The 26,668-nt window shown below is 70.3% G+C and carries 27 protein-coding genes and 1 pseudogene; 16 read left to right on the plus strand and 12 right to left on the minus strand.

Annotated elements, in window-relative coordinates; translation table 11 throughout:
- Window positions 1-15: 15 nt before the first annotated feature.
- Window positions 16-555: a PadR family transcriptional regulator gene (locus LBW94_RS38040; RefSeq protein ID WP_225058475.1), complete on the minus strand. Its 540-nt coding sequence runs from the start codon at window positions 553-555 to the stop codon at window positions 16-18.
- Window positions 556-632: 77 nt separating this feature from the next.
- Here LBW94_RS38040 and LBW94_RS38045 point away from each other — a divergent pair, with 77 nt between their 5' ends.
- A complete protein-coding gene (locus LBW94_RS38045) occupies window positions 633-1,574 on the plus strand; it encodes a hypothetical protein (protein ID WP_225058474.1) in 942 nt (313 codons plus the stop codon).
- 187 nt (window positions 1,575-1,761) lie between these two features.
- Here the strand turns inward: LBW94_RS38045 and LBW94_RS38050 are convergent, their stop codons facing one another.
- The 3 genes from LBW94_RS38050 to LBW94_RS38060 all read right to left on the minus strand — a co-directional run bounded on the left by LBW94_RS38050 (window position 1,762) and on the right by LBW94_RS38060 (window position 4,118).
- Window positions 1,762-2,298, minus strand: coding sequence for a TetR/AcrR family transcriptional regulator (locus LBW94_RS38050; RefSeq protein ID WP_225058473.1), 537 nt, complete (start codon window positions 2,296-2,298; stop codon window positions 1,762-1,764).
- Window positions 2,299-2,474: 176 nt separating this feature from the next.
- On the minus strand, window positions 2,475-2,642 hold the full coding sequence (locus tag LBW94_RS38055) for a hypothetical protein (protein WP_225058472.1): 168 nt from the start codon (window positions 2,640-2,642) through the stop codon (window positions 2,475-2,477).
- Window positions 2,643-2,798: 156 nt separating this feature from the next.
- A complete protein-coding gene (locus tag LBW94_RS38060) occupies window positions 2,799-4,118 on the minus strand; it encodes a cryptochrome/photolyase family protein (RefSeq protein ID WP_225058471.1) in 1,320 nt (439 codons plus the stop codon).
- A 173-nt stretch (window positions 4,119-4,291) separates the two neighbouring features.
- Between LBW94_RS38060 and LBW94_RS38065 the strand changes: the two genes are divergently transcribed.
- Complete coding sequence (locus tag LBW94_RS38065) at window positions 4,292-5,143, plus strand: MerR family transcriptional regulator (RefSeq protein ID WP_225058470.1); 852 nt, start codon at window positions 4,292-4,294, stop codon at window positions 5,141-5,143.
- A 359-nt stretch (window positions 5,144-5,502) separates the two neighbouring features.
- Here LBW94_RS38065 and LBW94_RS38070 read toward each other — a convergent pair whose 3' ends face one another.
- From LBW94_RS38070 to LBW94_RS44595, 3 genes and pseudogenes are all read right to left on the minus strand, one after another.
- Window positions 5,503-6,843: a TIGR01777 family oxidoreductase gene (locus LBW94_RS38070; RefSeq protein ID WP_225058469.1), complete on the minus strand. Its 1,341-nt coding sequence runs from the start codon at window positions 6,841-6,843 to the stop codon at window positions 5,503-5,505.
- A 76-nt stretch (window positions 6,844-6,919) separates the two neighbouring features.
- Window positions 6,920-7,699: a substrate-binding domain-containing protein gene (locus LBW94_RS38075; protein ID WP_225058468.1), complete on the minus strand. Its 780-nt coding sequence runs from the start codon at window positions 7,697-7,699 to the stop codon at window positions 6,920-6,922.
- Between the two features lie 78 nt (window positions 7,700-7,777).
- Window positions 7,778-7,915 (minus strand): annotated as a pseudogene (locus LBW94_RS44595) (LacI family DNA-binding transcriptional regulator); the annotation flags it as partial.
- A gap of 165 nt (window positions 7,916-8,080) precedes the next feature.
- Between LBW94_RS44595 and LBW94_RS38080 the strand changes: the two are divergent.
- Genes LBW94_RS38080 through LBW94_RS38095 form a run of 4 tightly spaced genes read left to right on the plus strand, consistent with a single transcriptional unit; the run spans window position 8,081 to window position 11,987 of the window.
- Window positions 8,081-9,370, plus strand: coding sequence for an amidohydrolase family protein (locus tag LBW94_RS38080; RefSeq protein ID WP_225058467.1), 1,290 nt, complete (start codon window positions 8,081-8,083; stop codon window positions 9,368-9,370).
- A gap of 31 nt (window positions 9,371-9,401) precedes the next feature.
- Complete coding sequence (locus LBW94_RS38085; protein ID WP_225058466.1) at window positions 9,402-10,838, plus strand: FAD-binding oxidoreductase; 1,437 nt, start codon at window positions 9,402-9,404, stop codon at window positions 10,836-10,838.
- Window positions 10,835-11,380, plus strand: a complete 546-nt coding sequence (locus LBW94_RS38090; protein ID WP_225058465.1) for a hypothetical protein — start codon at window positions 10,835-10,837, stop codon at window positions 11,378-11,380. Before LBW94_RS38085 ends, LBW94_RS38090 begins: the two co-directional genes overlap by 4 nt.
- 7 nt (window positions 11,381-11,387) lie before the next feature.
- A complete protein-coding gene (locus tag LBW94_RS38095; RefSeq protein ID WP_225058464.1) occupies window positions 11,388-11,987 on the plus strand; it encodes a hypothetical protein in 600 nt (199 codons plus the stop codon).
- Window positions 11,988-12,003: 16 nt separating this feature from the next.
- Here LBW94_RS38095 and LBW94_RS38100 read toward each other — a convergent pair whose 3' ends face one another.
- Window positions 12,004-13,359, minus strand: a complete 1,356-nt coding sequence (locus tag LBW94_RS38100; protein WP_225058463.1) for a lipase family protein — start codon at window positions 13,357-13,359, stop codon at window positions 12,004-12,006.
- A 275-nt stretch (window positions 13,360-13,634) separates the two neighbouring features.
- Here LBW94_RS38100 and LBW94_RS38105 point away from each other — a divergent pair, with 275 nt between their 5' ends.
- Window positions 13,635-14,576, plus strand: coding sequence for a TauD/TfdA dioxygenase family protein (locus LBW94_RS38105; RefSeq protein WP_225058462.1), 942 nt, complete (start codon window positions 13,635-13,637; stop codon window positions 14,574-14,576).
- 16 nt (window positions 14,577-14,592) lie between these two features.
- Here the strand turns inward: LBW94_RS38105 and LBW94_RS38110 are convergent, their stop codons facing one another.
- A complete protein-coding gene (locus LBW94_RS38110; RefSeq protein ID WP_225058461.1) occupies window positions 14,593-15,444 on the minus strand; it encodes an enoyl-CoA hydratase/isomerase family protein in 852 nt (283 codons plus the stop codon).
- A gap of 77 nt (window positions 15,445-15,521) precedes the next feature.
- On the opposite strand from LBW94_RS38110, the gene LBW94_RS38115 reads away from it, so the two are divergent.
- A complete protein-coding gene (locus tag LBW94_RS38115; RefSeq protein ID WP_225058460.1) occupies window positions 15,522-15,995 on the plus strand; it encodes a winged helix-turn-helix transcriptional regulator in 474 nt (157 codons plus the stop codon).
- 124 nt (window positions 15,996-16,119) lie between these two features.
- On the opposite strand, the gene LBW94_RS38120 is transcribed toward LBW94_RS38115, so the two are convergent.
- Window positions 16,120-17,013, minus strand: a complete 894-nt coding sequence (locus LBW94_RS38120; protein WP_225058459.1) for an NAD(P)H-dependent oxidoreductase — start codon at window positions 17,011-17,013, stop codon at window positions 16,120-16,122.
- A 326-nt stretch (window positions 17,014-17,339) separates the two neighbouring features.
- Here LBW94_RS38120 and LBW94_RS38125 point away from each other — a divergent pair, with 326 nt between their 5' ends.
- From LBW94_RS38125 to LBW94_RS38150, 6 genes are read left to right on the plus strand one after another with little or no spacing between them, the layout of a single operon-like run.
- Window positions 17,340-18,551 (plus strand): acyl-CoA dehydrogenase family protein, encoded by a 1,212-nt coding sequence (locus LBW94_RS38125; RefSeq protein WP_225058458.1) that lies wholly within the window; start codon window positions 17,340-17,342, stop codon window positions 18,549-18,551.
- A complete protein-coding gene (locus tag LBW94_RS38130) occupies window positions 18,548-19,897 on the plus strand; it encodes an NtaA/DmoA family FMN-dependent monooxygenase (protein WP_225058457.1) in 1,350 nt (449 codons plus the stop codon). The genes LBW94_RS38125 and LBW94_RS38130 overlap by 4 nt, the downstream gene beginning before the upstream one ends.
- A gap of 48 nt (window positions 19,898-19,945) precedes the next feature.
- Window positions 19,946-20,431 carry an RrF2 family transcriptional regulator gene (locus LBW94_RS38135; protein WP_225058456.1) on the plus strand — a complete coding sequence of 162 codons (486 nt, stop codon included), beginning with the start codon at window positions 19,946-19,948 and terminating at the stop codon, window positions 20,429-20,431.
- A complete protein-coding gene (locus LBW94_RS38140; protein WP_225058455.1) occupies window positions 20,431-21,366 on the plus strand; it encodes a transporter substrate-binding domain-containing protein in 936 nt (311 codons plus the stop codon). The genes LBW94_RS38135 and LBW94_RS38140 overlap by 1 nt, the downstream gene beginning before the upstream one ends.
- Window positions 21,363-22,265, plus strand: coding sequence for an amino acid ABC transporter permease (locus LBW94_RS38145; protein ID WP_225058454.1), 903 nt, complete (start codon window positions 21,363-21,365; stop codon window positions 22,263-22,265). The genes LBW94_RS38140 and LBW94_RS38145 overlap by 4 nt, the downstream gene beginning before the upstream one ends.
- Window positions 22,262-23,050, plus strand: coding sequence for an amino acid ABC transporter ATP-binding protein (locus tag LBW94_RS38150; RefSeq protein WP_323138033.1), 789 nt, complete (start codon window positions 22,262-22,264; stop codon window positions 23,048-23,050). Before LBW94_RS38145 ends, LBW94_RS38150 begins: the two co-directional genes overlap by 4 nt.
- Before the next feature lie 9 nt (window positions 23,051-23,059).
- Here the strand turns inward: LBW94_RS38150 and LBW94_RS38155 are convergent, their stop codons facing one another.
- Entirely contained in the window at window positions 23,060-23,647 is a 588-nt protein-coding gene (locus LBW94_RS38155; protein WP_225058453.1) for a TetR/AcrR family transcriptional regulator, read from the minus strand.
- A gap of 77 nt (window positions 23,648-23,724) precedes the next feature.
- Between LBW94_RS38155 and LBW94_RS38160 the strand changes: the two genes are divergently transcribed.
- A complete protein-coding gene (locus LBW94_RS38160; protein ID WP_225058603.1) occupies window positions 23,725-24,684 on the plus strand; it encodes a zinc-dependent alcohol dehydrogenase family protein in 960 nt (319 codons plus the stop codon).
- Between the two features lie 105 nt (window positions 24,685-24,789).
- Here LBW94_RS38160 and LBW94_RS38165 read toward each other — a convergent pair whose 3' ends face one another.
- Entirely contained in the window at window positions 24,790-25,410 is a 621-nt protein-coding gene (locus LBW94_RS38165) for a TetR/AcrR family transcriptional regulator (RefSeq protein WP_225058452.1), read from the minus strand.
- Window positions 25,411-25,499: 89 nt separating this feature from the next.
- Between LBW94_RS38165 and LBW94_RS38170 the strand changes: the two genes are divergently transcribed.
- Complete coding sequence (locus LBW94_RS38170; protein ID WP_255634418.1) at window positions 25,500-26,387, plus strand: NmrA family NAD(P)-binding protein; 888 nt, start codon at window positions 25,500-25,502, stop codon at window positions 26,385-26,387.
- Window positions 26,388-26,668 lie beyond the last annotated feature (281 nt).

Here is a 26,668-nt window from a genome sequence, read left to right on the forward strand (position 1 = left end):
TCGCCGCGAGAGCGGTCAGTGCGGCCAGGGCGGATCGCCGTTGCGGATACGCCGGGCCGTCCGGTCGAGCCAGCCGGCGTCGTGCCGTAGACGCGACAGTAGATAGTGCGCCTCGATCATGTGTACCTCGGGTCCGGATATGTCCTCGAGGATGCGCTCGAGTCGGCGGCATTCCGCGGCAACGAGTTTCCGGCGTCGGGTGAGCAGCTCGGCGGCTTCCTCCCGCGGCAGGATGCCGAGATAGGCGAGGGCGGTGACGAACGCCGGGCCACCGGTCGGGTCGGCCGTGCCGATCTGTCGCCGCACCTGATCGGCCAGTGTGGCCACGCCCGATTCGGTGACCGTGAGCGTGGCGCGCTCGTCGCCTTCCGTGGCCGCGATCCAGCCTTCCGCGGTCAGGCGCTCCAGCAGGGTGTAGACGGTCGCATTGCGTACCCGGAGGTAGTCGTAACGCTGCCTGAGCTCGCTGAACAGTGCGTAGGCGTGGCGGGGTCGCTCGACCAGGAGGCCGAGGAGGGGGAGCACCAGGGGGTTGTCGAGCGCGTTCTTCGGCACGATCGAAGAGTAGCCGATAGCCGTATACGGCTATTGCCGCTACGGTGGTAGCCGTATACGGCTATATGGAGGTGTTCATGCTCTTCGGAATCTGGCCCGGCGTCGTCACCGCCGACCTCGTCGATCTGAGTCCGCTGGAAACCCCGCCGGAAGATCCGGCCGCCACCCTCGCGGCCCTGCGTGAGTTGCAAGGGCCCGCAAGCGATTTCCATGTCCGCTGTTATCGGCATTTCGGCCCCGGGACGAGTGGTCGGCTGCGCACACCACCGCCGACCCCGGCCCGGCCGGAGCTGTACGCGGGCGAGGGCCGGCGGATCGATCTGGTCGCGTGTTATCAGAGCCCGCGCCCGGATGCGAGCGGATTCGCCGAGTTCGTGCGCCGGGCCGTGCGGGACGTCGCGGCGTGGGGCGGTGGCAAGGTGCAGGTCGGTGAGGAGCTGAATGTGCCTGCGCCACAGGACGGTGGCAGCCCCGGATGTTTCGAGGCCGTCGCCGCCGGGGTCGCCGCCGCGTTCGACGAACGCGCGCGGCTCGGCGCGCCGGTCGAGATCGGCGTGAATTCGGCGGGTCTCGCCGACCCGGAATTCTGGCGGCGGATGGCGGATGCCCTCGGACCGGACCTGCTCGCCGCGCTCGACTACGTCGCTCTCGACGCGTTTCCCGATGTGTTCCACCGCATTCCGCACGACCGGCTGGCCGGGTCGGTCACATTCCTGGTGCAGCGATTCCGTGCGGTCACCGCCGAGGTCGGCGTCCCGGTGCGCACACCCGTGCACATCACCGAGACCGGCTGGCCGACCGGACCCGATCGAGACGAGGCCACCCAGTGCGAGGTGCTGCGGACCGTGGCGGACGCGGTGCTCGCCGCGAACGCCGGCGTCGCGGTGTACGAGTTCTTCGGGCTGCGGGACGGGCGCGGCGACGCCGGCTGGACCAACGGATTCGGGCTGCTACGAGACGATTACACGCCGAAGCCCGCCTTCGGAGTGGTGCGGGACCTCATCGCCGCCCGATCCTGATCGCGGACCTGCCCGGCCGGGCCGTCGCTCGCCGCTGTGCGTGGCTCGGCCGCTGGTGGACCGCGATCGGGGTGCCCCGGCCGGGCTGCGGATCGGCGTCGTGCGTGGCTCGGCTGCCGGTGGACCGCGATCGGGGTGCCCCGGCCGAGCGAAGGTCCGTCCCGCAATGGTGGCGCGGCCGGGCCGCTCAGTCGGGTGGCAGGCCCACGGCGGCGCGCATGGCGGCGCGGCCGCGGGCCGCCGCGCCGGGATCCTCGAGCAATTGGATCTCCTGGTTGATCGCCATCGCGAGGCCGATCAGCGTGGTGGCGACCTCGTCCGGTGGCCGGTGGGTGGTGAATTCGCTTCGGGCGGCGCGGTATTCGTCCGTCAGCTGGGTGCGCCAGGCGGTGACCGCGGTGCGTACCTGATCGCGCAGCGGCCCGGGGCGGCCGTCGAGTTCCGTAGAGGCGGCGGTCACGAAACAGCCGCCCGGGAACGGACATTCGGCCAGATAGCCGATCCAGGCGTCGATCAGCCGGGCCAGCCGGTCTGCGCCCGGCGGTACTCCGTCGAGCGGATCGACCACGGTCGTCCGGAAGATCCCGCCCGCGTGCCGGAGGGCCGCGGCCTGCAATTGCTCGCGGGAGCCGAAGGGGCCGAGCACGCCGGACTTGCTCATGCCCAGTCCGTCGGCCAGGGAGCCGATGGTCAGGCCCTCCAGTCCCACGCGCGACGCCTCCATGACGGCGAACAGGACGATCCGGTCCCGCGTGCGGGACGCGGTCCCGGCAGCACGCTCAACGGCCCGGACGGGGTGTACGCGCCCCGGCTGGCGGAGGATGCGACGCGACCGGCGATGGACAACATCGCCGCGCTGCTCGGCCGCGACCCGAGCCGGCGGGTCGGCGAGGCGGTCGGCTAACGGCCCAGCGCGCGCCGGAACAGGCCCTGGGCCGGGGCGGCCGAACCGTCGTGACCGGGGCACCATTGGTCCGCGGGTACGCCGGCACGGACCTGGTCGACGTGCTGGCCGCAGCCGGACCAGGTGGTCTTGCCGCAGGTGGTACAGCGAACGGGTTGGCACATGGGGGAGTCCTCTCGGTTCGGCCGGGCCGGGGTGGCCGGGTAGGCGGTGTCTCCGGCACAGCCTCGCACGGTCTCCGGGACAGCCTTGCACACGAGTCCGACACGAATCGTGCGCCGGGTGTGCATCCGAGGCCGCCGAGTCCCCCGGCCGGGAGATCACATGCCCCGGCACTCCACCAGCGGCGGCGGATAGGACGGCGCCGCCAGCGGCGCCCGCCACGGCCGGTGCACCGTGGCGGCGGGCACCTCGGCCAGTTCCGGAATCCAGCGGCGGACGTAGGCGCCGCCGGGGTCGTGGCGTTCGGCCTGGAGGATCGGATTGAGCACGCGGTTGGGGCGGGTGTCGGTGCCGGTGCCCGCCACCCACTGCCAGTTCAGCTGGTTGTTGGCGACATCGGCGTCGACCAGCCAGTGCAGGAAGTGCCGCGCGCCCACCCGCCAGTCCACGCCCAGGGTCTTGACCAGGAAACTGGCCGCGATCAGCCGCGCCCGGCCCGGCATCCAGCCCTCGGCCCGCAACTGCCGCAACCCGGCGTCGACCACCGGATAACCGGTGCGGCCGGCGCACCAGGCCGCCGCCGCCTTCGGATCGTCGCGCCAGCGGGTCTGCCGCGGCCGGTAGTCGTTCCAGCCCGCGTCCGGCCGCGCGCACAGCAGTTGATGGTTGAAGTCACGCCACGCCAGCTGCCGGATGAACGCCTCCGCGCCGGGCTGGGCGGTATCGGCGCGGTGGACGATCTCCGCCGGCGACAGGCAGCCGAAATGCAGGTACGGCGACAGGCGTGAGGTGGCGTCGGCGCCCAGTTCGTCGCTCTGCGTGTCGTAGTGCTCGACCGGCCCGGACAGCCAGTGCCGCAACAGTTTACGGCCGGCCTGCTCGCCACCGACCTGCAGTTCGGGCGAACTGTCCTCGGCGCTGTCGGCGAAATCCGGTAGCGGATCGGAGGCGATCGGCGGCACCACGATGTCGTGCGGCGGGCGCAGCGGCTTGCGCAGCGGGATCTCCCGCCAGCGCCGGTAGTACGGGGTGAAGACCGAGAAATGATCCCGGCCGGTCGCCGGGGTCAGCTCGGAGCGGTCGACCGCCGTGATCGAGGACGGGTGGGTGTGCACCAGGCAGTCGTGGTGCTCCAGCCGCTCCCGCAGCCGCCGCTCCCGGCGACGGCTGTACCAGCTCACATCGGCGGCCACGTGCACACTCTCCGCGTGCGCCTCGGCGGCGACCTTCGCGACCACCTCGGCGACCTCGCCGTGCCGCACGATCAGGCGACCGCCGAGCGCTTGCAGTCCGGCGTCCAGTTCGGCGAGTGCGGCGCCGAGGAAGCGCATCCGATTGGGGGCGGCGGTGCGTTTCAGCAGATCCTCGTCGACGACGAACAGCGGGACCACGGCGGCGCCCTCCCGGCACGCCGCAGTCAGCATCGGGTTGTCGTGCACCCGCAGATCCCGGGTGAACAGGGCGATGGTCACGCACATCGACGTACTTCCTTCCGCGGATCGCTGTGCGGCCGGGGGCGGGTGATCGTGACGCGGATCCTGCGCCGCCGGACGCGGTGGACCGATCTCTCCACCACCATACCGCACTATCGATGCACAAACGATGCGCCTGGTCGGCGTACGGACGGCCGGGCTACGGGCACAATGAAGGTATGCCCGCGGGACCCGTGTCAGATCCTCGCGCCGGGTACACCGTCGGCGCGGTCGCCGAGCGGCTCGGCGTCCCGACGGCGACGCTGCGCAGCTGGACCCAGCGGTACGGCATCGGCCCGTCGGGGCATCAGCCCGGCAGGCACCGCCTCTACACCGAGACCGACATCGCCGCGCTGGAACGCATGCTCGAACTCGTCCGCGCCGGGGTCAGCCCGGCCGGGGCCGCCGGTGCGGCCCGGGGCCCGCAGGCGGCGTTCGGCGATTCCGCCCGGTTGCTGAGCGCCGCGTTCGCCCTGGACTCCGACGCGGTCACCGGACTGCTCACCGCCCACCTGCGCGCCCACGGCGTGGTCGCCACCTGGGACGAGCTGTGCCGCCCCGCTTTCGCGGAGATCGTCGCCGAACAGGAGCGCGGCACCGGCTGTATCGATGTCGAGCACCTGTTGTCCTGGTGCATCGCCGCGACCCTCCAGCAGGGCTACCCGTCACCGGCCGCGCGGGCCACCGCCCTCCTCGCCTGCACCAGCGGCGAAACCCATTCCCTGCCTTTGGAAGTACTGCGTTCCGCGCTGGCCGAACGCGGCGTCGCGGTGCTCATGCTCGGCGCGAACGTCCCGACCGCCGCGTTGCGCGACGCCCTCGGCCGCACCCCCGCCCCGGCCATGGTGGTGCTCTGGTCCCAGCAGGAGTCCACGGCCCTGGTCTCGGCCGTCCGCGCCTGCACCGACGCCGGCGCCCGGGTCCTGGTGGGCGGACCGGGCTGGTCGACGGCCCTGCTCCCCGACGACGTCCGGCCGCTACCCAGCCTGACCGACGCGGTGACCGAACTGCTCCGAGTCGGCCCCCGGTGAAAGTGCCCGTTCCGAATTCGCTTGTCCGCAGCGAGATGTCGTTGCCGCGGTCCGTCCTCGACCGATCCTGAGGCCGAGTCGCGGTGAGTGGCCTGCCTGCCGGGATGGCACTGACCTCGTGCTCGGCGATGCACGAATTCGGGTGTCCGGCACACGGCACGGTGGTCGGCGACCGCACGGTGTCGCGGCGGCGAGGCTGTTGTCCACTGTGAACCGTTGCGGCTTCCCGCTTGTCGACGCCGAGGTCGAGATGCGCTGAATTCGCCTGTCCGGCACGGGTTGCCGTCGTCGATGACTGCTCCCGGTTGCCGTAGCCGATCTGTCCCGGGCCGAGGATTCGGCACGAGGACGAGCAGCGGTCAGCCCGAGGTGCGGCCGAAGAGGTGGCGCAGTGCCGGTTCGAGGTCGGGGGTGCGGAAACGGTGGCCGGCGGACTGGAGGCGGGTGGGCAGTACGCGCTGGCTGGCGGTGGCGAGTTCGGTGGCGCCCTCGGCGCCCAGCAGGAGGGCCGGGGCGAAGGACGGGATCGGTAACAGGGCCGGCCGGTGCAGGACTCGGGCCAGGGTGGCGGTGTACTCGATGTTGCGGACCGGGTGGGGTGCGACGGCATCGACAGGGCCACTGAGGTTTCGGTCCCAGAGGGCGCGGTGGTAGATGTCGACCAGATCGTCGAGGCCGATCCAGGGTAGCCAGCCGCGACCGCTGCCGATGCGGCCACCGAGGCCCGCGCTGAACAGCGGGCGCAGCAGGCGCAGGGTGCCGCCGCGGGGCGATTGCACGATGCCGGTGCGTACCTTGACGATTCGCGCGGCGCCGGCCGCGTCGGCGGCGGTCTCCCAGCTGTCGACCAGGTCGGCGACGAATCCCTCGCCGCGGGAAGAGGTTTCGTCCAGGGTGTCATCGCCGCGGTCGGCGCCGTAGTAGCCGACCGCCGAGGCGCTGACGAAGACCGGGACGTCCGCCTCGGCGGCGCGGGCCGCCAGGCGTTCGGTCGGGGCGATGCGACTGTCGGCCACCGCGCGCTTGTGGGCCTCGGTGAAGCGGCCCGCGATCGAGGCGCCGGCCAGGTGGACCACCGCGTCGATGCCGTCGAGCAGGCCGGGGGCGGGGGCGTCCGGATTCCAGTGGCGTTCCCCGGGACCGGCGGGTCCGCGGACCAGGGGGACGACCGTGTGGCCGCCGGTGCGGAGGAATGCGGTCAGGGCGGTGCCGACCAGGCCGGAGCTACCGGTGATCGCGATGGTGGCCGGGGTGTAGCCGTGGGCGGTCGCGTCCCGGTGCGCGGCGAGGTCGGCGATCAGCTGGCGGTGGCGGTAGTCGAACAGGGGGCGCAGCATCGCGGCGGGGATCGGTGTCTCGACGCGATCGGAGACCAGGGTCCGGTTCGGGCCCTGCTCCTCGAAGTCGTGGATGTGCCGCCAGGGCAGCACGCCGATGGGGGCGGAGGCCAGACCGTGCGTGACCAGGCGGTCGGTGAACCGGTGCGGCGGATCGTAGTCCGCGGCTTGATGTTCGGCCACCCACCGCAATCCGCCGGGCAGCCGCAGCACCGCGACGCCGTCGGCGAGCGAGGTCGCCTCGGACTCGATGCGCACCGGTTGCCAGGGCGGAGCCAGCCGGGTGAAGGCGCCCGGGCGGCTGTGCCAGGCGAACACCTCGGTCCGGGGCGCCGCGACGGCGCAGCAACATTCGATGCCCACGGGTCGACTCTAGCGCCGACCGAGGGTCTTGAATCGTTTCTGCATCGATGGATGCCGATTCTTGATCATCCGCAGCTCAGCCGGGTGGATCGCGGACGATCAGATCGGCGGTGAAGACCTCCGAGGGCTGCGTGACCCCCGTCCGCAGCCGGGCGATCAGCATCCGGGTCGCGGCGACGGCCTGCTGTTCGCGCTTGGTGTCGACCGCGGTGAGTGGGGGGTGGTGCAGGCGGGCGATCATGCCGTCCGCGGTGATCAGGCCGACATCGCCGCGACCGGCGTCGGCCAGGGCCGCGGCGACCCCGTGCGCGATCGAATCCAGCGGGGCGTACACGCAGTCGGTGTCCGGAAAGCGGTGCAGCAGTTCGGTGGTGGCCCGTCGTCCGGCCTCGCTGCGGGCGCGGTCGGCCTCGGCGACCGCCACCCGCGGCGGCGCCTCGTGGCGGGCGCACCAGTCGAGGTAGGCCCGATGGGTGCCGGCGGCGGTCTGGCGGCGGCTGGAGTCGACGACCAGGGCCGGGCGGGACCGGCCGCGGGCCAGGAAATGGCCGAGCGCGCACTCGACGGCGCTGTCGCGATCGAGCGAAACCGTTGCCACGTCCGGTCTTCCGGAGTCGCCGCTGATCACCACGACGGGCAGGCCGCGATCGGCGAGCAGGTCGACCAGGCCGTCGTCGGGGTCGGGATCGACGAGCAGTACGCCGTCGACGGCCAGTCCGGGCACCCAGCTCTCCGGATCCGACGGCGGGACCAGGGTGAGGGCGTAGCCGGCGTTGATGCTCTCGGTGGCGGCCGCGGCCGCCGTGCGCATGTACCAGTCCAACCGGCCGTCGTGATCGGTGTGCTCGTCGGACATCAGCGAGGCGACGATGCCGAGCGTGTTGCCCGAACCGGTGCGCAGGGCGCGGGCGCGCGGGTCGGCGCGATAGCCGAGGTCGGCGGCGACCCGCAGAATGCGCTCGCGAGTGCGCTGATCCAGCCTGCCCTTGCCGTTGAGCGCGTGCGAGACCGTGGCGACGGAGACACCCGCGACTTCGGCGACATCACGGATGGTCGGGCGTGCGGTGGCCAGCGTGTCTCCTCATCCTCGGGCGTCCGGGCCTCACGCCGATGCTACACGCTGCGGTAAAACGTTTTGGCAACACGTTCTTAAAGCGCGTTCACGCCGACGCAACCCGGGCCGTGCACGCTGTGTCCATCCGATGCCGAAACGTTTTGGCAGAGATGGAGGCACCCGATGACCGGCCGCACCGTATTCGCCGGTGGCGTTCTGTTCCCCGTGCACGATCCCGATCGCGATCCGTACCGCGGCTGGTTCGCCACCGATGCGGCGGGGACGATCGTCGAGATCGGCGCGGGCGAGGCTCCGCGCGGTGGTGCGGCGGAGACCGTGGTGGATCTCGGCGGCACCCTGGTGCTGCCGGGTTTCGTCTCCGCGCACAGTCACCTGTGGCAGAGCGTGTTCCGCGGCGTCGCCGACGGCCACGGGACGATGGCCTGGATCGAACAGCTGCACAAGCGATTCGGGCCCGCGCTGGAACCCGGCGACATGTACGCCTTCACCAGGCACGGCCAGCACGATCTGCTGCGGCACGGCATCACCACGGTCTGCAACCACACCCACGAATTCGGTGGCGGACCGGCCGAGCAGTGGCAGGCGACACTGGACGCGCCGCAGCGCATCGCCTATTCGTTCTCGCCGCCGCTGTGGCTGTCGGCCGCCGAACGGCTCAGCGAACTGGACAAATTCCTGCATCTGATCGCGGGCGACCGGCACCGGGTGGCCGCCCTGTCGATGAATACCACGGGGCCGCACAGTGTCACGGAGATGCGGCAGGAGAGCGCACTGCTGGCCGAACTCGGGATCGGCCTGCACGCGCACTATCTCGAGGATCCGAGTGTGGCCGCCGGGCAGCAGGACGGCTTCGACGATCTGGTGGCGGGCGGGCGGATCGGGCCGGACACGGTGCTGGCCCACTTCATCCACACCACCCCGCACATCCGCGACACCGCCGCGCGCGCCGGGGCGGCGATGGTCTGGAATCCACTGTCCAACGGCCGCTTGGGATCCGGGATCGCCGACATCCCCGGCTATCGCGCCGCCGGGCTGCGCATCGGGATGGGCGTGGACGGGCAGGCCAGCGCCGACACCCCGGATCCCTTCCAGAACATGCGCACCGGGCTGTACCTGCTGCGCGCCGCGCGGTGCGACGCCGCGATCCTCGACGCCCGCGCGGTGCTGCGCATGCACACCCTCGACAGCGCCGCGGTATTGGGTGTCGCGGGGCTCACCGGAAGTCTCGAGGTCGGCAAGGCCGCGGATTTCGTCGTCTGCGATCCGGCGACGCCGTGGGCGGATCTGCCCGCGCCGCAACTGTGGCCGTTCGCGGTGCTGTCGATGTCGGCGTCCGACATCACCGGCGTCTACGTCGGCGGCCGGCGGCGCGGCGGCGGGCCCGGCGATCGCGATCGCGACCTCGAAACCGACTGCCGCGCCAGGGTTTCCCGCCTGTATCGCGCCGCCTGAAGACCTTCGCACCCGCGACAAGGAGAGAATCATGTCCGAACCACTGGGCCCCGAGCCGATCCGGGCGCTCGTCGCCGACCTCGGCGACATCGAGCATTCGGTGGACGACCGCGTGCTGCGGGCCAAGAGCCGGGATCGCTTCGCGCAGAGCCCGCTGCTGCGCGAGGTGATGCGCGGCAGGCTCGCCGACGTCTACATCGTCCCGGCCACCAAGGACGAACTGCGCACCGCTGTGGCTTCCTGTGCGCGCCAACGGATTCCGATCACCGCCCGCGGTGGCGGCACCGGGCAGTTCGGCCAGGGCGTGCCGTTGACCGGTGGCGCGGTCATCGACGTCACCGGGATCACCGGGGTGGTCGGGCAACGGCTGGGCACGGTGCGGGCGCTGTGCGGCACCCTGATCGCCGACATCGACGCCGAGATCCGGCCCACCGGCTGGGAATTGCGGATGCACCCGTCGACCACCCGCAAGGCCACCATCGGCGGCTACCTCGCCGGTGGGCACGCCGGTATCGGCAGCTGCCAGTGGGGGATTCTGCGCGACCGCGGCAACATCACCGCCCTGGAGGTGATGACGGTGGAGGAACAGCCGCAGCTGATCGAACTGACCGGTGACGACGTCAACATCGTGCACCACGCCTACGGCGCCAACGGCATCATCACCGAGGTGGAACTGCCCACCGCGCCGGCGTGGGACTGGCAGGAACTGGTGATCTCCTTCCCGGAGTTCGCGCAGGCGGTCCGGTTCGCCGTCGACGTCTGCGAGAGCGAGGGTGTGCTCAAGAAAGTGGTGTCCCCGCAACAGCATCCGCTGCCCACGCTGTATCCCGATCTGGCGCCGCTGATTCCCGAGGGCGAGTCGATGGTGCTGATGATGGCCGCCGAGCAGAGCATGCCCAATGTCGAGGATCTGGTGGCCGGCAACGGCGGGGTGATCCGGCATCGCTGCGCCGAGGGCGCGGGCCCGTACCGGCTGCCGCTGTACGAGTACACCTGGGGGCATTCGATGATGCACTTCCAGCGCACCAACCGCAACCTGATCGGCCTGCTCGCGCTGTACCCGAAAGACGATCTCTACCGGTCGATCATGCGGGTCTGCGACGAGTTCGCGGAGCTCGGCCCCACGCACATCGAGATGAAGCGCATCGACGGCGGCCTGGCCGCGCAGGGCTCCCCGGTCTGGGACTTCGCCGGGCAGGAGCACCTCGCCGGGATCACCGCCCGGTTGCAGGAACTGGGCCTGACCATCGCCAACACCCACACCCCGACCCTGCTGGCCGGCGGCATGAAACCGTGGGCCCGCGCGGAGGCCGAGCTGAAACGCCGGGTCGATCCGTACGGCCTGCTGGCACAGGGCAAATCCGACGACCAGACCGACAACGAGGTCACCCGGGCCACCGAGTTGCCGAACAGCGGCTGGTCCTACCGGCTGACCGGCAGCGAGCAGAACGAGGAGGCGCTCCGATGAGAGCCCGCAAGATGGTGGCGGCGATGACGGCGGCGATCGGAATCGCCTCGCTCGCAGCCTGTTCCGATCCCGCGCCGGCCACCTCCGGCTACACCGGCGCGATCGGCCCGGTGAACCTGCGCGAGGTGTGCCCGGCGAAGATCGTGGTGCAGGCGGGCTGGAATCCGGAGGCGGAATTCGGGTTCCTGTTCGATCTGATCACGAAGCAGCCGCGCATCGACGCCGATCACAAGACCACCAGCGGCCCGCTGTTCTCGCACGGCGAGTACACCGGGGTCGACATGGAGATCCGCGCGGGCGGCCCGGCGATCGGCTTCCAGCCGGTGACCTCGCGGATGTATCAGGACCAGGACATCCTGCTCGGCAACCTGGACACCGAGCAGGCCATCGTCTCCTCCGCGACCGCCCCGGTGACCAGCGTGCTGGCCCCGATGGCGAAGAGTCCGCAGATGATCATGTGGGATCCGAAGACCTATCCACAGGTGCACACCATCGCCGATCTGAAGGCCACCCACGTCAAAGGTGCTGTACCAGCAGGGTGAGGCGTACATGAGCTACCTGATCGGCGCCGGCATCCTGGACAAGGATCAGGTCGACGCCAGCTATGACGGCAGCCCTTCGTATTTCGTTGCGGCGGCCGGCAAGGCGGCGCAGCAGGGCTTCGCCAGCTCCGAGCCCTATACCTACGAACATCAGGTATCGAGCTGGGACCGGCCGGTGGTCTATCAGCTCGTCGCCGACACCGGATTCGACACCTACAAGTCGACGCTGGCGGTCCGGACCGGTGATCTGGCCAAGGATTCGGCCTGCCTGAAGCGACTGGTCCCGGTGTTGCAGCGCAGTACGGCCGACTATCTCGCGGCCCCGGACGCGGCGAACACGCTGATCGTCGACTCGGTCGCGAAGTACGACACCGGCTGGTCCTACGACGCGGACAACGCGCGATTCGCGGTGCGCGCCATGCTCGATCAGGGCATCGTCGGCACCGGTCCCGGATTGGGAGGCTTCGATATGGCCAGGGTGGCGCACATCCTCGACCTCACCCGGCCGATCTTCGCCGCGGGCAAGGTGCAACCGGCCGCCGACCTTACCCCGGATCGCCTGGCCACCAACGAGTTCATCGATCCGGCGATCACGCTGAGCAAGTGAGCGCGCCGGTCCCGGGTCAATCGAAGGTGCAGCCCGGGACCGGTTTTCCGTCGAGCCGGTCGACGAGGTATGAGATCGCGCCGTTGGCGCCGTACCCGTCGATCAGCTCCGGCCCGAAGTGATTCGGAATGGTGAAGCCCGGCAGGATCGGCGGCAGCTCGTTCGTGCGGAAGGTGACGGTGGCGCCGCTGCCGCACCATTCGGTGGCCAGCTGCCGCGCCTGTCCGTAGGGCACCGTGTCGTCGTTGCGGCCGCTGGTGATCAGCACCGGCGCGGTGGGGGTGAGGCCGCCGATGCGCTGCTGCCGCAGGATGTCCTCGGCCTCGGGCACATCGTGCAGTACGTCGAGCAGCGGCCGGTGGTCGAGGCTGAAATCGGTGGTGTGCTGGAAGGGGTGCTCCAGGATGACATCCCCGATGCATTCGCCCTGCAACTCCCGCAGCAGCCCGCTCGCCGCGGGCGTGATCCGCTTGTCCAGCTCGGGCCGCAGATCCGGGTAGCGGGCCAGGAATCCGTTGAGCGCGAAGCCGATCACCCCGCCGATCAGATTCCCGTCGACCTGCCGCAGCACCGCCTCCAGGTCGGCGACCGGGGCGCCGGCCCAGACCCCCTTCAAGGACAGTTCGGGGGCGTAGGAGGGCTGGAGTTCCGCCGCCGCGGCGCTGGCCCCGCCGCCCTGGGAATAGCCCCAGATGGCCAGCGGTGTCTCGGATCCCGTGCCGGAGAGGGTGTCCGCCGCGCGGGCGGCGTCGAGTACCGCGTGCGCCTCCTCGACCCGGTTGACGTAGGTGTGCACGCCGGGTGCGCCCAGGCCGATGTAGTCGGTCACGAAAACCCGGGCGCCCAGCGCATTCCACGCCAGCGCCGACAGCGCCTCCTGATTGACCGAGAGCGTGGGCCCGGTGATGTCGGCGTAGAGCCCGGTGGCGAAGGCCAGCGACGGGGCGCACTGGCGGCCCTGCCCGACCGTGCCGGGAGCGATCACGATCGTGGGCCGCGGCCCGGCGCCCGCCCACGGACGGGTCGCGTCGATATACGTGCCGGTCACCGCGACCGGGACATCGTCCTGCGTGCGGGAGGTGTACATCACCTTCTGCGCACTCAACGGCCACGGCCCGATACCGGGCGGCGCCACGAACACCGGCATGGGTTCGGTGCGCACCACCGCGCCGGGTGTGGTCGCGAATTGTGCTGGGGGAGTGTAGAAGTCGTCGATCGGCGCCGCCGTGCCGGGAACGCCGGCCACGCAGCTCAGCGCGGCGCCCGCACAGGCGGTGACTCCCGCCGCGAGGGTCCGGCGCAGGCGGGCCCGCCGCGGCCGGGGGGAAGGGGATACCGCTGTGCTGCTCGACCGTCCCGATCGTCTGGGCATGTCACGTCGCTCCGTTGCGTCGATCGAAGCCGCCGAAGTTACTCGGCGGTAGGAATTGTGGGTAACGTAACGCCGCCCCGACTTGGATACCAATCGGTTCGTAATATCCGACAATGTGGTCCCCGCCGGGGTCGTGGCACGCCACAATCCGGTCGTTCAGCCCCGCTTCACCGACGTCGTAGCCGATCTGGGCGATCGCAACCCTCGGATCGGGCCGGGGGCGGGCCTAGCCTTTCGGGGAATGATCCGAACGGCTGGAAATCAGGTGAGGTGCAATGACAACCGCTGCGGCCCAGAAGGTTTCATCAGAATCCGCGATCACGGTGATCCCGCAGGCGGGGTACATCGGCGCGGAGATCGCGGGGGTGGATCTGTCCGCTGAGCTGTCCGACGCGGTCGTGGCGGAGATCCGGCAGGCGCTGCTGACCTGGAAGGTGGTCTTCTTCCGGGACCAGACCATCGGTCACGCCGAGCAGATCGCCTTCGCGCGCCGGTTCGGCAAGGTCACCCCCGCGCATCCGTACGAGGAGAATCCGCCGGCGGGTTTCCCGGAGATCCTGCCGATCGACAGCCGCCGCTACGGCGTGCAGTACGGGCGGAAACGGACCTCGTACGACAGCAGCTGGCACACCGACGTCACCGCGCTGGTGAATCCGCCCGCCTTCTCCATCCTGCGGGCGGACATCCTGCCCACCCACGGCGGGGACACGGCGTGGACGAATCTCGTTGCGGCGTACGAGAATCTGCCGGAGACGGTGCGGGCCTTCGCCGACACCCTCGATGCCGAGCACACCTTCGAAAGCCGTGCGGCACAGGGCAGTGCGCGGGCCGAGACGATCGCCCGCAAGCCGTTGCGCACCTTCCATCCGGTGGTGCGGGTGCATCCGGAGACCGGTGAGCGGGCGTTGTACGTCAGCCCCGGCTTCACCCGAGCGGCCCGCACCATCCGCGGACTGGGTCCCCGCCTGAGCGCGCATGTGCTCGACGCGCTGTGGGAGGAGGCCACCCGCGCCGAGTACACCGTCCGATTCCGTTGGCAGCCCGGCAGCGTCGCGTTCTGGGACAACCGGGCCACCGCGCATCTGGCGATCCCGGATGCCGGGCATCTGGATCAGGACCGGGTGCTGTACCGGGTCACCATCGAGGGGGATGTGCCCCGTGGCGTGGACGGGCGGCTGTCGGAATCCGTCGAGGGCGATCCCTTCTACGGTTCGTAGCCGCCCGCCGCGTGCCTCATGCGGGGTCCGGCGCGAGATCCGTGGCGGCGGTGCGGGTTCGATCGATCAGCCCCTCGAGATCGAGCTCGCCGTCGCGGGTCTGGGCGCCGGCGTCGAGCACGGCGGAGAAGCGTTGCCGCGCATCGGATCCGAGGAACAGTGGCAGCAGCAGTTCGGACTCGAACGCCAGTCCCTCGGCCAGCGGCAGGTCCGCGGCGGCGTGTACGGCGCGCTTGGCGGCCGCGACCGCCGCGGGCGGCTGCTCGGCGATGCGGCGCGCGAGATCGTCCACGAAGTCGTCGAGTTCGCCTGCGGGCAGGGCGCGGTCGACCCAGCCGTAGCGCTCGGCGGTGCGCGCGTCGTACAGGCCCGCGCCGAGTATCACCTCCAGGGCCCGGGAGCGGCCGATCAGCCTGGGCAGCAACTGGGTTCCGGTGCCGCCGGGGAAGATGCCGAGGCCGACCTCGGGCTGGCCGAGCCAGGCCCGATCGAGCGCGGCATACCGCATGTCCAGCGAGAGCAGGAATTCCGCGCCGCCGCCGCGGACCCGGCCGGTGATCTTCGCGATGGTCGGTTGCGGCAGTTCTCGGAACCGCTGGAACAGACCGGGTCCCGGCCCCGCCGCGTAGTCCTGGAGGGCCTGCGGATCGGTGACCAGGCCCATTTCGCCGTGGCTCAGGAAGAAATCCGGGTCGGCACTGGCGAAGACGACCACGCGGGTGGCCGGATCGTCGCGGATGTCCTCGTGCAGCCGGTCCAGATCGGCGATGAGTGCCGCGTCGAGGAGATTCACCGGGGGATGGTCGATCGTGACGGTGGTGACGCCGCGGGAGGTGCCGACGGTCAGTGCGGTGTAGCGGTCGCTCATGACGCTCCTGAGTTCTGTTGTAGAACTCAGAATGTAGCTGACTTCTCCTGGAGAACTCAACCGGTAGACTCGGCGGCATGGAATGGACGTCGGTGGGCCTGGGCGACTGTCCGGTGGTGCGCGCACTGGAGGTGGTCGGCAGCCGGTGGACATTGCTCGTGATCCGCGAATTGTTCAACGGCGTATACCGTTTCGAGGACATCCAGCAGCATCTGGGGGTGTCGACATCGGTGCTGAGCCGCCGGCTGGCCGAGATGGTCGACGCCGGATTGGCGGACCGGCGGGCCTACCGCGCGGAAGGCAGCCGGGAGCGTTTCGAGTACCTGCCCACCACGAAGTCGTGGGATCTGTACCCGGTGCTGGTGGGCCTGATGCAGTGGGGCGATCGCTACCTGGCAGGGCCCGACGGGCCGCCGGTGCAACTGGTCGATCGGGAATCCGGCCGCGCGGTGATCGCGGCGGTGGTGCCCGCGGGCACCCGCACCTGCGATCCGTCCGAGATCACGGTGGTGCCGACGGCGGGCGAGCAGGTGACGTCCGGCCGGCAGTGAGGAGAGCCCGTCCGCTACCGCGGCACCGGTTCGCAGCCGAAGCGGGGTTCACGGTCGCAACGCGGGTTCGCTGCCGCAGTAGCGGTTCTCGGTCGCCGCGCGGGTCGACGGTCGCGGCGCTGGTTCACCGCTGCGCCGCGCGGTCGGTGTCGGCCGCAGCGGCAAGGTCGGCCGCGCCGCCGCGGACATGGGCCACGCGCTGATAGCCGAGGGCGCGCAATTGCCTGGTGGCTTCGGCTGATCCGCGCTCGGAGTTGCAGACCACGACGATATCCCGCTCCGGCCCGGCGATCAGCGCCGGTTGCCCGGCGGAATGCCGGAAAATCGTTGCGACATCGACCTTTCGGACGTGTACCGCGCCGGGCAGCAGCCCTGTTCCGGCGGCGGGATCGGACCGTACGTCGAGCAGGAGCGCGCCGTCGCGGATCCGCCGCAGCGCGGTGTCCGCGTCGATCAGTTCGCCGGGCGGCCCGGCGGCGTCGGCGGTGCTGCGGTCGAGTGCGCGGGCCAGCCCGGTCAACGCCTCGTGGACCAGCGCCTGCGCGGTGTCCGCGAGGGTGGTGGCGCAGCCGTGCCTGGTGATGTCGAAGACGGAGATCTGCACGGCGCATGGCAGCGGCAGTCCCGACAACGCTCGTACGGCCGATCTCAGTTCGCGCCCGGCGCTTTCGTCGAGTCCGGTCTCGGACGTGCCCGCGTTGAGGGACAGCACCGGCACACCCGCCAGCGCGCCGTCGGGCAGCAGTTCCAGCAGCAGCCGGGTGGTGCCGGAGGACCCGGCCTTGATCACCGGGGAGATCACGACGAGCGCATCGGCGGCGTCGACCACCGCGACGAGATTCTCCACACTCGGGTCGGCGGTGTCCCCGTCGACCAGCGCGGTGGCATCGATCGCGCCGGCGTCCACCAGGAAGGTGATGTGCCCCAGCTGTTCCAGCACCTCGCCCACGTGCTGCGCGAGCGCGCGGGCGGGTGCGTCGGCGGTCCTGGATCCGACCAGCAGCGCGATCAGCGACATCGTTACCTCCCGGCACAGCGGCCCCGAGCGGGGTCCGTACTCGCCGAACAGCGTTCCCCATCAACCTGGTAGGGCAGTAGGGATAGAATCAAGCTGATCCGATCCGTGGGCGCGACGGTGTCCGATGTGTCAGATTTCCCTTGCTTGCCGGGCAGTCCGGCCGAGCGCACCGCGCCGCGAGACATCGACTCGCACCGACCGGCGAACCATCGGCCGCCCCACCGCAGATCACGTCGAAACTCCTGCCCCGCAACGGTTCCGGAGTCGGCGTCGGTCCGCGTTCGGGGCGGCCCGCGCCGGTACGGATGGATCGAAGGATGAAATCTATGAGTTCGAAGGGGCTTTCCGGGGTCGCCTCGCCACCCGGCGGTAGCACCGGTGAGGTCGACCGGGCGCTGGCCGCCGTCGCGGAGATCGGGCCCGCGCTCGCCGCCCGCGTCGCCGCGGTGGACGGGGTGCATCCGGAATCGTTCGCGGACATCAGGTCAGCCGGATTGCCGCGGCTGATCGTGCCGGTCGCCCACGGCGGCGGCGGAGCGGGTATCGGCGAGGCCTCCGCGGTGATCCGGGCCCTGGCCGAATACGACGCGTCGGTGGCGCTGGTGCTGACCATGCACTACATCCACACCACCCGGCTGCTGTCCGGGTCCGCCACGGATCGGGTGCGGCGCACGGCCCGTGATCTCGCCGAGCGCGACAGCCTGCTCAACTTCGCGGCGAGCGAGGGGCGCAGCGGCGCGCCGAGTCGCGGCGGCGCGGTGCGCACGGTGGCCACGCGGCGGCCCGGCGGCTGGACGCTGACCGGCCGCAAGCGTTACGTCACCGGGTCGGTCGCCGTCGACGTGCTGCTGGTGACCGCGGCCGATGCCGAATCCGCCGCGGTGCGAACCTTTCTCGTCGAGACCGCCGGCCCGGGCGTCCGGGTGGAGGAGACCTGGGACACCATCGGGCTGCGCGGATCGGCCTCGCACGACGTCGTGTTCGAGGACGTCGCGGTGGCCGCGGACGCGGAGATCGACGCCTACGATCCGAACACCAGCCCCGCCCGGGTCGAGGCCTTCCACAATTGGTGGTCGCTGCTGCTGGCCTCCATCCACCTCGGGATCGGTACGGCCGCAAGGAAATTCGCTTTGGAATTCGCCACCGGCGAGCGAGACGACGGACATTCGGGTCCGCGCAGCGACCAGGCGCGGATCCGGTCGCACGCCGGTGACGTGGAACTCGCGCTGCTCCAGGCCGAGACGCTGCTGGACGCCGCGCTGGACCGGGTGTCGCCGGACGGATCGGCGTGGCCCGGACTCGGGCCCGCCACCAAACTGCTGGTGCACCGGCACGCCACGGCGGCGGTGGACAGTGCCGCGCGGCTGGTGGGCGGCGCCTCGGTGTGGAACGATTCGCCGCTGTCCCGGTACTACCGGGACCTGCGGGTCGCCCTGTTCAATCCGCCGAACGACGATGTGGTCGCCGACCGGATCGCCGATCTGCTGTTCGCGCCCGGCGGTGGCGGGCTGCTCCACGGCCCGGGGGTCCGCCGATGACCGCGCGCCCGGCGATGTCGCTGCATTTCAACATCAGCGGCGTCGGTCATGCCAACTACGCGTGGCGGCATCCGGACAGCCGCACCGAACGCGCCCTGGATCTCGACTACTACCTACATCTCGCGCGGGTCGCGGAGCGCGGCAAATTCGATTCGATCTTCATCGCCGACACCCCAGCGCTGCGGCCCGATCCCAACGACGTGCTCGCGAACACGCCCTTCGAGCCGATCACGCTGCTGTCCGCGATCGCCGCGGCGACCTCCCGGATCGGCGTGATTCCCACCGTCTCGACCAGCTACGCCGACCCGTACACCATCGCCCGGCAGATCGCCTCGCTGGACCTGCTCAGCGGCGGCCGCGCCGGGGTGAACCTGGTGACCTCCGCCGGTGATGCGGTGGCCCGTAACCACGGCCGGGACCGGCACCTGGAACACGGCGAAAGATATTCCCGGGCCGCCGAATTCATCGATGTGCTGGGAAAGCTCTGGGGCAGTTGGCGACCGGACGCACTGCTGATCGACCGCGAACGCGGCGTCCTCGCCGATCCGTCGCGGATCACCCCGATCTCGCACCACGGCAGGTTCTTCCAGGTCGCCGGGCCGCTGTCGGTGCCGCCGTCGCCGCAGGGCCGGCCGGTCGTCGTCCAGGCCGGCGCCTCGCCGGAGGGGATCGAACTGGCCGGCGCCTACGCGGACGCGGTGTACGCGCGGTCCATGTCCCTCGCGGAGACCCTGGGCACCGTGCGAAAGATCAAGGCGAGCGCGGTGTCCCGGGGGCGCACCGCGGAGTCGGTGCACATCCTGCCGGGCATCGTGCCCTATGTCGCGAAGACCTCCGCGCAGGCGGCCGACCTGGTCCGCGAGATCGAGGGGCTGACCAGGATCGGCCCGCAGGCGCTGCGGCTGCTCGGCGGCATGCTGGGCATCGACGTCACCGGCTACGAACTCGGCGACCGGGTGCCGCTCGAAATACTGCCGGAACCGGCCGATTTCGACGGATCGGTGACCGGGCTGGTGCAGATCCGGGAGATCGTGTCGACCGGCACGACGACCTTCGCCGATCTCGCCCGCCGGGTGAGCGGGCTGGCGCCGCTGGGCATGTCGATCCTCGTCGGGACCGGCAGTGAGGTCGCCGAGGTGCTGGAAACTTGGTTCCGCTCCGGCGCGGCCGACGGCTTCAACCTGATGCTGCCGATCGCGCCCGGTGGTATCGAAGCCTTCGTCGACGAGGTCGTGCCGGTGTTGCAGGAGCGCGGTGTCTTCAAACCGGATTACGCCGGGACGACGCTGCGCTCCCACCTGGGTATCGAAGTGCCGGAAACCGTTGTCGCACAGCGCGCCGGGTGACCGTCGTGCCGGATCGTCTCGCCGAGAACTACGGAAAGTGTTCGTCGCATGCGAATCTCCGCGAAGTCCGACTACGCCCTGCGGGCGTTGCTGCATCTGGCCGCCCACCCCGACGAGCTGGTGAGCTCCGAACAGCTGGCCGGTAGCCAGCAGATACCGCACAAATTCCTGGAAGCCATCATGTCCGAACTCCGGCAGAGCCGGTTCGTCACCAGCCAGCGCGGGACCGGCGGCGGTCACCGGCTGTGCCGGCCCGCGAACGAGATTCCGCTTGCCGACGTGCTGCGGGCCCTGAACGGCCCGCTGGTCACGGTCCGTGGCGAATGCCCGCAGGACCTCGACTATGTCGATCGCGCCGAAAACCTGCAACTGGTGTGGGTGGCCGCGCGCGCGGCCCTGCGCCGGGTGCTGGAGTCGGTGTCGCTCCAGGACATTCTCGACCGCCGTCTCCCGGATTTCGTCCAGGACATGCTCGACATGCCGGACGCCTGGGAGAGCCGCGTCGTATCGAATACACCGATCAGGAGATCCTAGTGAATATCAGAGCCACTGCCCTCGCGGTGATCGTGGCGGTCGCCGGGTCGGCGGCCCTCTTGGCGGGATGCGGTTCGTCGACCTCGACGAGCAGCAGTTCCACGAGTTCCGCTGCCGCCGCGCAGATTCCGGACGCGAAATTCCGGCAGGACCTGCACGACGCCCTCCCGGCGGAGATCAAGAGCGCGGGCAGGCTCCGGCTCGCCGCCTTCCAATTCCCGCCCTACGAGTACTACAAGGAGGACGGGAAGACCCCGCAGGGCATCTACGTGCAGGTGGCCGACGCCCTGAAGAAGGTGCTCGGCGTCGACGTCGACCTGAACATCGAGCCGTCCATCGCCGATATCGCGACCGCGCTCGGGAGCGGCCGCGACGATGCCAGCCTGTCGTCACTGGCCGATCTGCCGACCACCGAGGAGAGTTTCGATTTCGCGGACTGGTTGAAGGAATACGTGGCCTTCATGGTGAAGAAGGGCAATCCGAAACATATCACCGGACTGGACGCCACCTGCGGCACCTCGATCGCCACGCTGCAAGGCGGGCCCTCCGAGCAGGTCCTGAAGAAGAAGACCACGGAATGCGTCCAGCAAGGGAGGCGGCCCATCGATATCAAGACCTTCCCGGACCAGAACACCGCCGTCCTCGCCGTCCGCTCCGGGCGCGCCGATGCCGCCTTCTCGCAACAGGTTCCGCTGGGTTACTACGTGTCCCAGGATTCCGGCTTCGAACTGGCCGGCACCAATCAGTCCAACGGATTCCCCGACCTGTATTTCGGCGCTTACGCGCTGAAGGGCAAGCCGGTACTGAATGTGCTGCTCGGCGCGTTCGAGGCCCTGCGCACCGACGGTGTCTACGATGCGCTGCTGAAGCAGTACGGGTTGCAGGCGAATCGCATCGATCAGTTCGGCATCAATCTCTCCACCCGGAACAAATGACGCCGCACGACATCGCGGTCGCCGCGGCCCACCCGCGGCGGCCCGCCTCCGATATCGACCTCGCCGACGCCGTGCCGCGGCATCGCGCGGCACGGCGGGTGGCCGGGGTGCTGTTCTTCCTGGTGTGCGCACTGCTGGTGTCCGCGATCGCGCGGAATCCGAACATCGAGTGGCACACGGTCTTTCATTACCTGACGTTCTCGACGATTCTCGACGGCGTCGTGACGACGCTGTGGCTGACCGCGGCCGGAATGGCGCTGGGATCGGCCGGCGGTGTCCTGCTCGCGCTGGCCCGCAATTCCGCCGATCCACTGATCCGGCTGCCGGCGGACATCTACGTCTGGTTCTTCCGCGGCACACCGCTGCTGATCCAGTTGATCTTCTGGTACAACTTCGCGATCTTCCTGCCGCGCCTCGATATTCGAGTACCGTTCACCGGCCTGCACCTGCTGTCGGCGTCGACGAACGACCTGGTGAAACCCTTGGTGGCGGCGTTGCTGGGGCTCGTGCTGCACGAGGCCGCGTATATGTGCGAGATCGTGCGCGCCGGATTTCTCAGCGTGCCGCGCGGACAATCCGATGCCGGGCTGACCCTCGGCCTGACCCCGGGCCAGATCACCCGGCAGGTGGTGCTGCCGCAGGCGATGCGATTCATCATTCCCCCGGCGGGCAGCCAGCTGATCTCGATGCTGAAAGCGACCTCGCTGGTCTCGGTGATGTCGGTGTTCGACCTGTTCTATTCCGCGCAGTCCATCTATTCGACCAATGGCCGGGTCGTCCCGCTGCTGGTGGTCGCGGCGCTGTGGTACCTGTTCCTGACCAGCCTGCTCTATCTCGTCCAGGCCCGCATCGAGCGGCGTTACGGGCGGGGCGACACCCGGCCGCGAGGTGTCCGGTGACCGGCGACATCGCACCACCGCTGCTCCGGCTCGAACGGGTCGGCAAGACCTTCGGCGACACCACTGTGTTGCGCGACATCGATCTGGAGATCCGGCGCGGCGAAATCGTCGTCGTCATCGGGCCTTCCGGTTCCGGGAAGTCGACGCTGCTGCGCCTGATCGCCCAGCTCGAGACCATCGATCGCGGTGCGATCCGGCTCGACGACGAGTTGCTCGGCGCGGAATGGCGGCGCGGCAAGCTGATTCGGAGGACACAGCGCGGCATCGGCCGCCAGCGCCGCCGAATCGGCATGGTGTTCCAGCAGTTCCACCTCTTCGGGCATCTGACCGCCCTCGGCAATGTGACCCACGCGCCCCGCAAGGTCGCCGGACTGCGCCGGGACGCGGCCGCGGACCTGGGCCGCGCGCTGCTGCGCCGGGTCGGCCTGGAAGCCCACGCCGACGCGTATCCCGCGCAGCTGTCCGGCGGTCAGCAGCAGCGGGTGGCCATCGCCCGCGCGCTGGCGATGCGGCCGGATCTGCTGCTGTGCGACGAACCCACCTCGGCGCTGGATCCCGAACTCGTCGGCGAGGTGCTCCAGGTGTTGCGCGATCTGGCCGCCGGTGGCCAGACCATGTTGGTCGTCACCCACGAGATGTCCTTCGCCCGCCGGGTGGCGTCGCGAATCCTGTTCCTGGACAACGGTGTCGTGGTCGGTGACGATGCGCCGGAGGCGTTGTTCGCCAGTGACAACCCGCGCATCCGGCGGTTCCTGGACACCCAGGACGGGCACGACGCCGCATGACGGGCGCGATCAGGCCGCGTCCGCCGGCAGCGCCCGCAGACCCTGGATCGCGAGCGTGGCGAAACGCCGGGACGCCGCGACCGCCGCCGCCTCGGTCGCGGCCCGAATCCCGCTGTTGGCCATGAGGATCAGGACGATGTCGTCGAAGACGACGTCGGCGCGCATCCGGCCCGTCTCCTTGGCGCGGCGGAGCAGGTCCGCCATCGCGCTCATCGAGTCGGCGCGGGCGGCGACGAAATCCACCGAGTCCGGGAAGGCCGACATGAAGGCGGCGGTGAAGCCGCGGTCGCGGACATGCATCTCACAGAGGTGTTCGATCGCCACCCGGAAGCCACGCCAGGGATCCGGGTCCGCGAGACCCGCCGCGACGATGTCCGCACACACCCGCATCTGACCGGTGAAGGCCTCGGTGATCAGCTGTTCCTTGGTCGGGAAATGGCGATACAGCGTGGCCGGGCCGACCTCGGCCCGGCGGGCGACGACCCGCATCGGCACGGCCAGGCCGTCGGTGGCGAACACGTCGCGCGCCGCGGTGAGAATGCGTTCACGGTTGTCGCGGGCGTCGGAGCGCGGCAACCGAGGGAGATGCTCGTCCACCTGTCTCACTTTAGCGAAACGGACGGGGGCGTCCGTTACGGTCGGCCTCAGGGGGTCCCGATCGAGGTGGAGGCGTGATGAAGGCAGTGGCGGTACGGACGTTCGGCGATCCCGAGGGGCTGGAGGTCATCGACCTCCCCGACCCCGATCCGGCCCCGGGACAGGTGCTGGTCGACGTCGAGGCGATCGGTGTCGGCGGGGTCGACACCGTGATCCGGCGCGGTTCGCTCGCGGCCTACGGTTTCCGTGACGGCCATATCCTCGGTGGCGAGGTCGCGGGCACCGTGGCGGCGGTCGGCGCCGGGGTGGACCCCAGCTGGATCGGGCAGCGGGTATGGGCGTTCACCGGGTTGAGCGGCGGGTACGTCGAACGGGCGGTCGCCCCGGCCGACACCCTCGTCGCCCTGCCCCCGACGCTGTCGGCCGCCGACGCGGTGACCTACGGAAGTTCCGGCGCCGTCGCCCATTTCGGCCTCCGGCACGCGCGGTTCGCGCCCGGTGAGTCGGTGCTGATCCGGGGCGCGGCGGGCGGGATCGGGGTCATGGCGGTGCAACTCGCGGCCCGCGCCGGGGCCGGTGCGGTGACGGTCACGACCTCGTCCGCCGAGCGCGGCGATCGCCTGCGCGCACTGGGCGCGACCCGGGTGCTCGACCGCGCGGGCCGGGGCGCGGACACCCCGGCGGATTTCGACATCGTCTTCGATATCGTCGCCGGGCCGGACCTGCCGTCGTTCTTCGGCACGCTCGCGCCGAACGGCCGCATGGTGGTCGTCGGCATCGTCGCGGGCCCGCCGCCCGCGGAATTCGGGATGGAACTGATCGGCGCCTTCCAGAAGTCGATGTCGTTCGCGACCTTCAGTACCGACACCGTCCCCGCACCCGACCGCCGCGCACTGATCGCCGACCTGTTCGCCACCGCCGGTCGCGGCGAACTCCGGTCCGTGGTGCACGAGGTGCTCCCGCTCGAGAAAGCGGTGCTCGCGCACCGGAAGATGGACGCCGGTGCGGTGTTCGGCCGGATCGTGCTGGTGCCCTGACCGGTGTCTCGGCGCGTTTCCCGTTGTGTCCGAACGGCCTTCGATGGCGCGCCGAGGCAAGCAGGCGGTGCCGGTGAAGCGGCGCATCGGCCACGAGCGAGCCGGTCACGACCGGACTGCGCTGTTCGGCAGCAGTTTCGGCCGGAGCCGGTCCACTGCCGAATCGAAGGCGGCGGCGAGGTGGTCCGGTGAGCCGGTCACGGTGGTCAGGATCGCGCCGCCGTGTACCGCGGCGAGAACGGCGGAGGCGGCGGTGTCGGGGTCGATCGTGGCGCTGATGTCGCCGGTGGCCTGCATCTGCGTGATGCCGGTGCGAATGATGGTGTGCCAGTGCAGCATCAGCTGCCGGACCACGGCGGCTGCGCCGGGGGTGGCGGTGGCGAGGTGGTGCAGCAGGGTCTGCATCGGGCAGTCGGCGCCGGTGCGATCGAATTCGCCCAGCAGTTGTTCGCGCCAGCGATCCCAGGCATGCCAGGTGACCAGTGGGTCGACGCGCTCGCGCAGGATGGTCAGGATGCGGTCGGCCTCGGTGGCGGCCACCTCGGTCAGCAGTTCGTCCTTGCCGCCGGGGAAATAGTGGAACAGCTGACTCTTGCTGACCTGCGATCGTTCCCGGATGTCGTCGAGAGTGGTGGTGGCGGCGCCTGTTTCGAGTACGGCACGGGTCGCGCCCGCGAGGATGCGGGCGCGGGTGGTGCGGCCCTTGGCCGTACTGCGCGGCGGCATCGGTTCAGTCTAGATCGGCCGCCGAAACCGTACTTGCGGGTCCATTTTTCGAGGTGGAGCATCGGCGTCCGGGAGCAGAGGAGGACGCCATGGTGGTGTGGCAGCGAGTGCTGGTCACCGGCGCTACCGGGAACACCGGCAGCCGGGTGGTGGCCGGGCTACGGCAGCGGGGGATCGAGGTGCGGGCGGCCTCGCGGTCCGGTGCGGTGCGTTTCGACTGGGACGAGCCGGATACCTGGGCCGCCGCCGTCACGGGAGTCGATGCGATGTATCTGGCGACCCCGATGACGAATGCGGGCTTCGGTGCCGCAGCGGTCGGCGATTTCGTCGAATACGCGGTGGCGCAAGGAGTTCGGCGCATCGTGCTGCTGGCCGGGCGCAGTGCGCGGGCCTGCCCGTCGAGCCCCTATATGCGAGCGCTGGAGGAACCGGTGCGGGCCAGCGGCGTCGAGTGGACGGTCCTCAGTCCGGGTGTCTTCCAACAGAATTTCCTCACCGAAGGGTGGCGGGCGGGTATTCGCACCGGCGCGGTGGAACGGGTGGAAGCCGTACCGGATGTTCCGGTCGACTTCATCGACGTCGCCGATATCGCCGAGGTCGCGGTGCGAGTGTTCACCGGTGCGGGCCACGGTGGGGCCACCTACGAACTGTCGGGTCCGCGCGCGCTGAGTTTCCGGGAGGCGGTCGGCCTCATCGCCCGCACCCTCGACCGGCCGGTGACCTATCGGCGGATCGATCTGGCGGACTGGCTGGCGGACGCGCGGGCCCGCGAACTGCCGGACATACAAGTCGATTTCATGACCGTCAACCAGCTCGGACAGGCCGGTGGGGCCTATTCCGTGCTGCACACCGGTGTGCAGGAGGTGCTGGGGCGGGCGCCGTCCCCATTCGAACGCTTCGTCCGTGAGGCGGCCGCGACCGGGGAGTGGGTCGTTCGTGACGGGCCGGGGAGGGCATGCACCACGCGTTCCAGATGAATGCGGGTATCACTCCCGAAGCCCACGCCGCCGTCCGGACCGCGGCTCACCGTGTGGCGCACTGGCTCCCGAGTGTGACCGGCGCCGTCCGAGCCGATCCGGACGACTGCCGGGCGCGATCGAATCCCGCACGCCCCACCGAATGATGCACGCAGACAACAGATTCGGTCGCTGCGACCGGAGTGTCACGCCGGATTTCCGCGTCTGAGGTCGATCGCCGGATTGCGATCGGTTCTGGCCGATCAACTCCGGATCACCCTCGTGGGAGGGCCGATTCGTCC

The organism is Nocardia sp. alder85J, from assembly GCF_020176955.2.
Lineage (GTDB): Bacteria > Actinomycetota > Actinomycetes > Mycobacteriales > Mycobacteriaceae > Nocardia.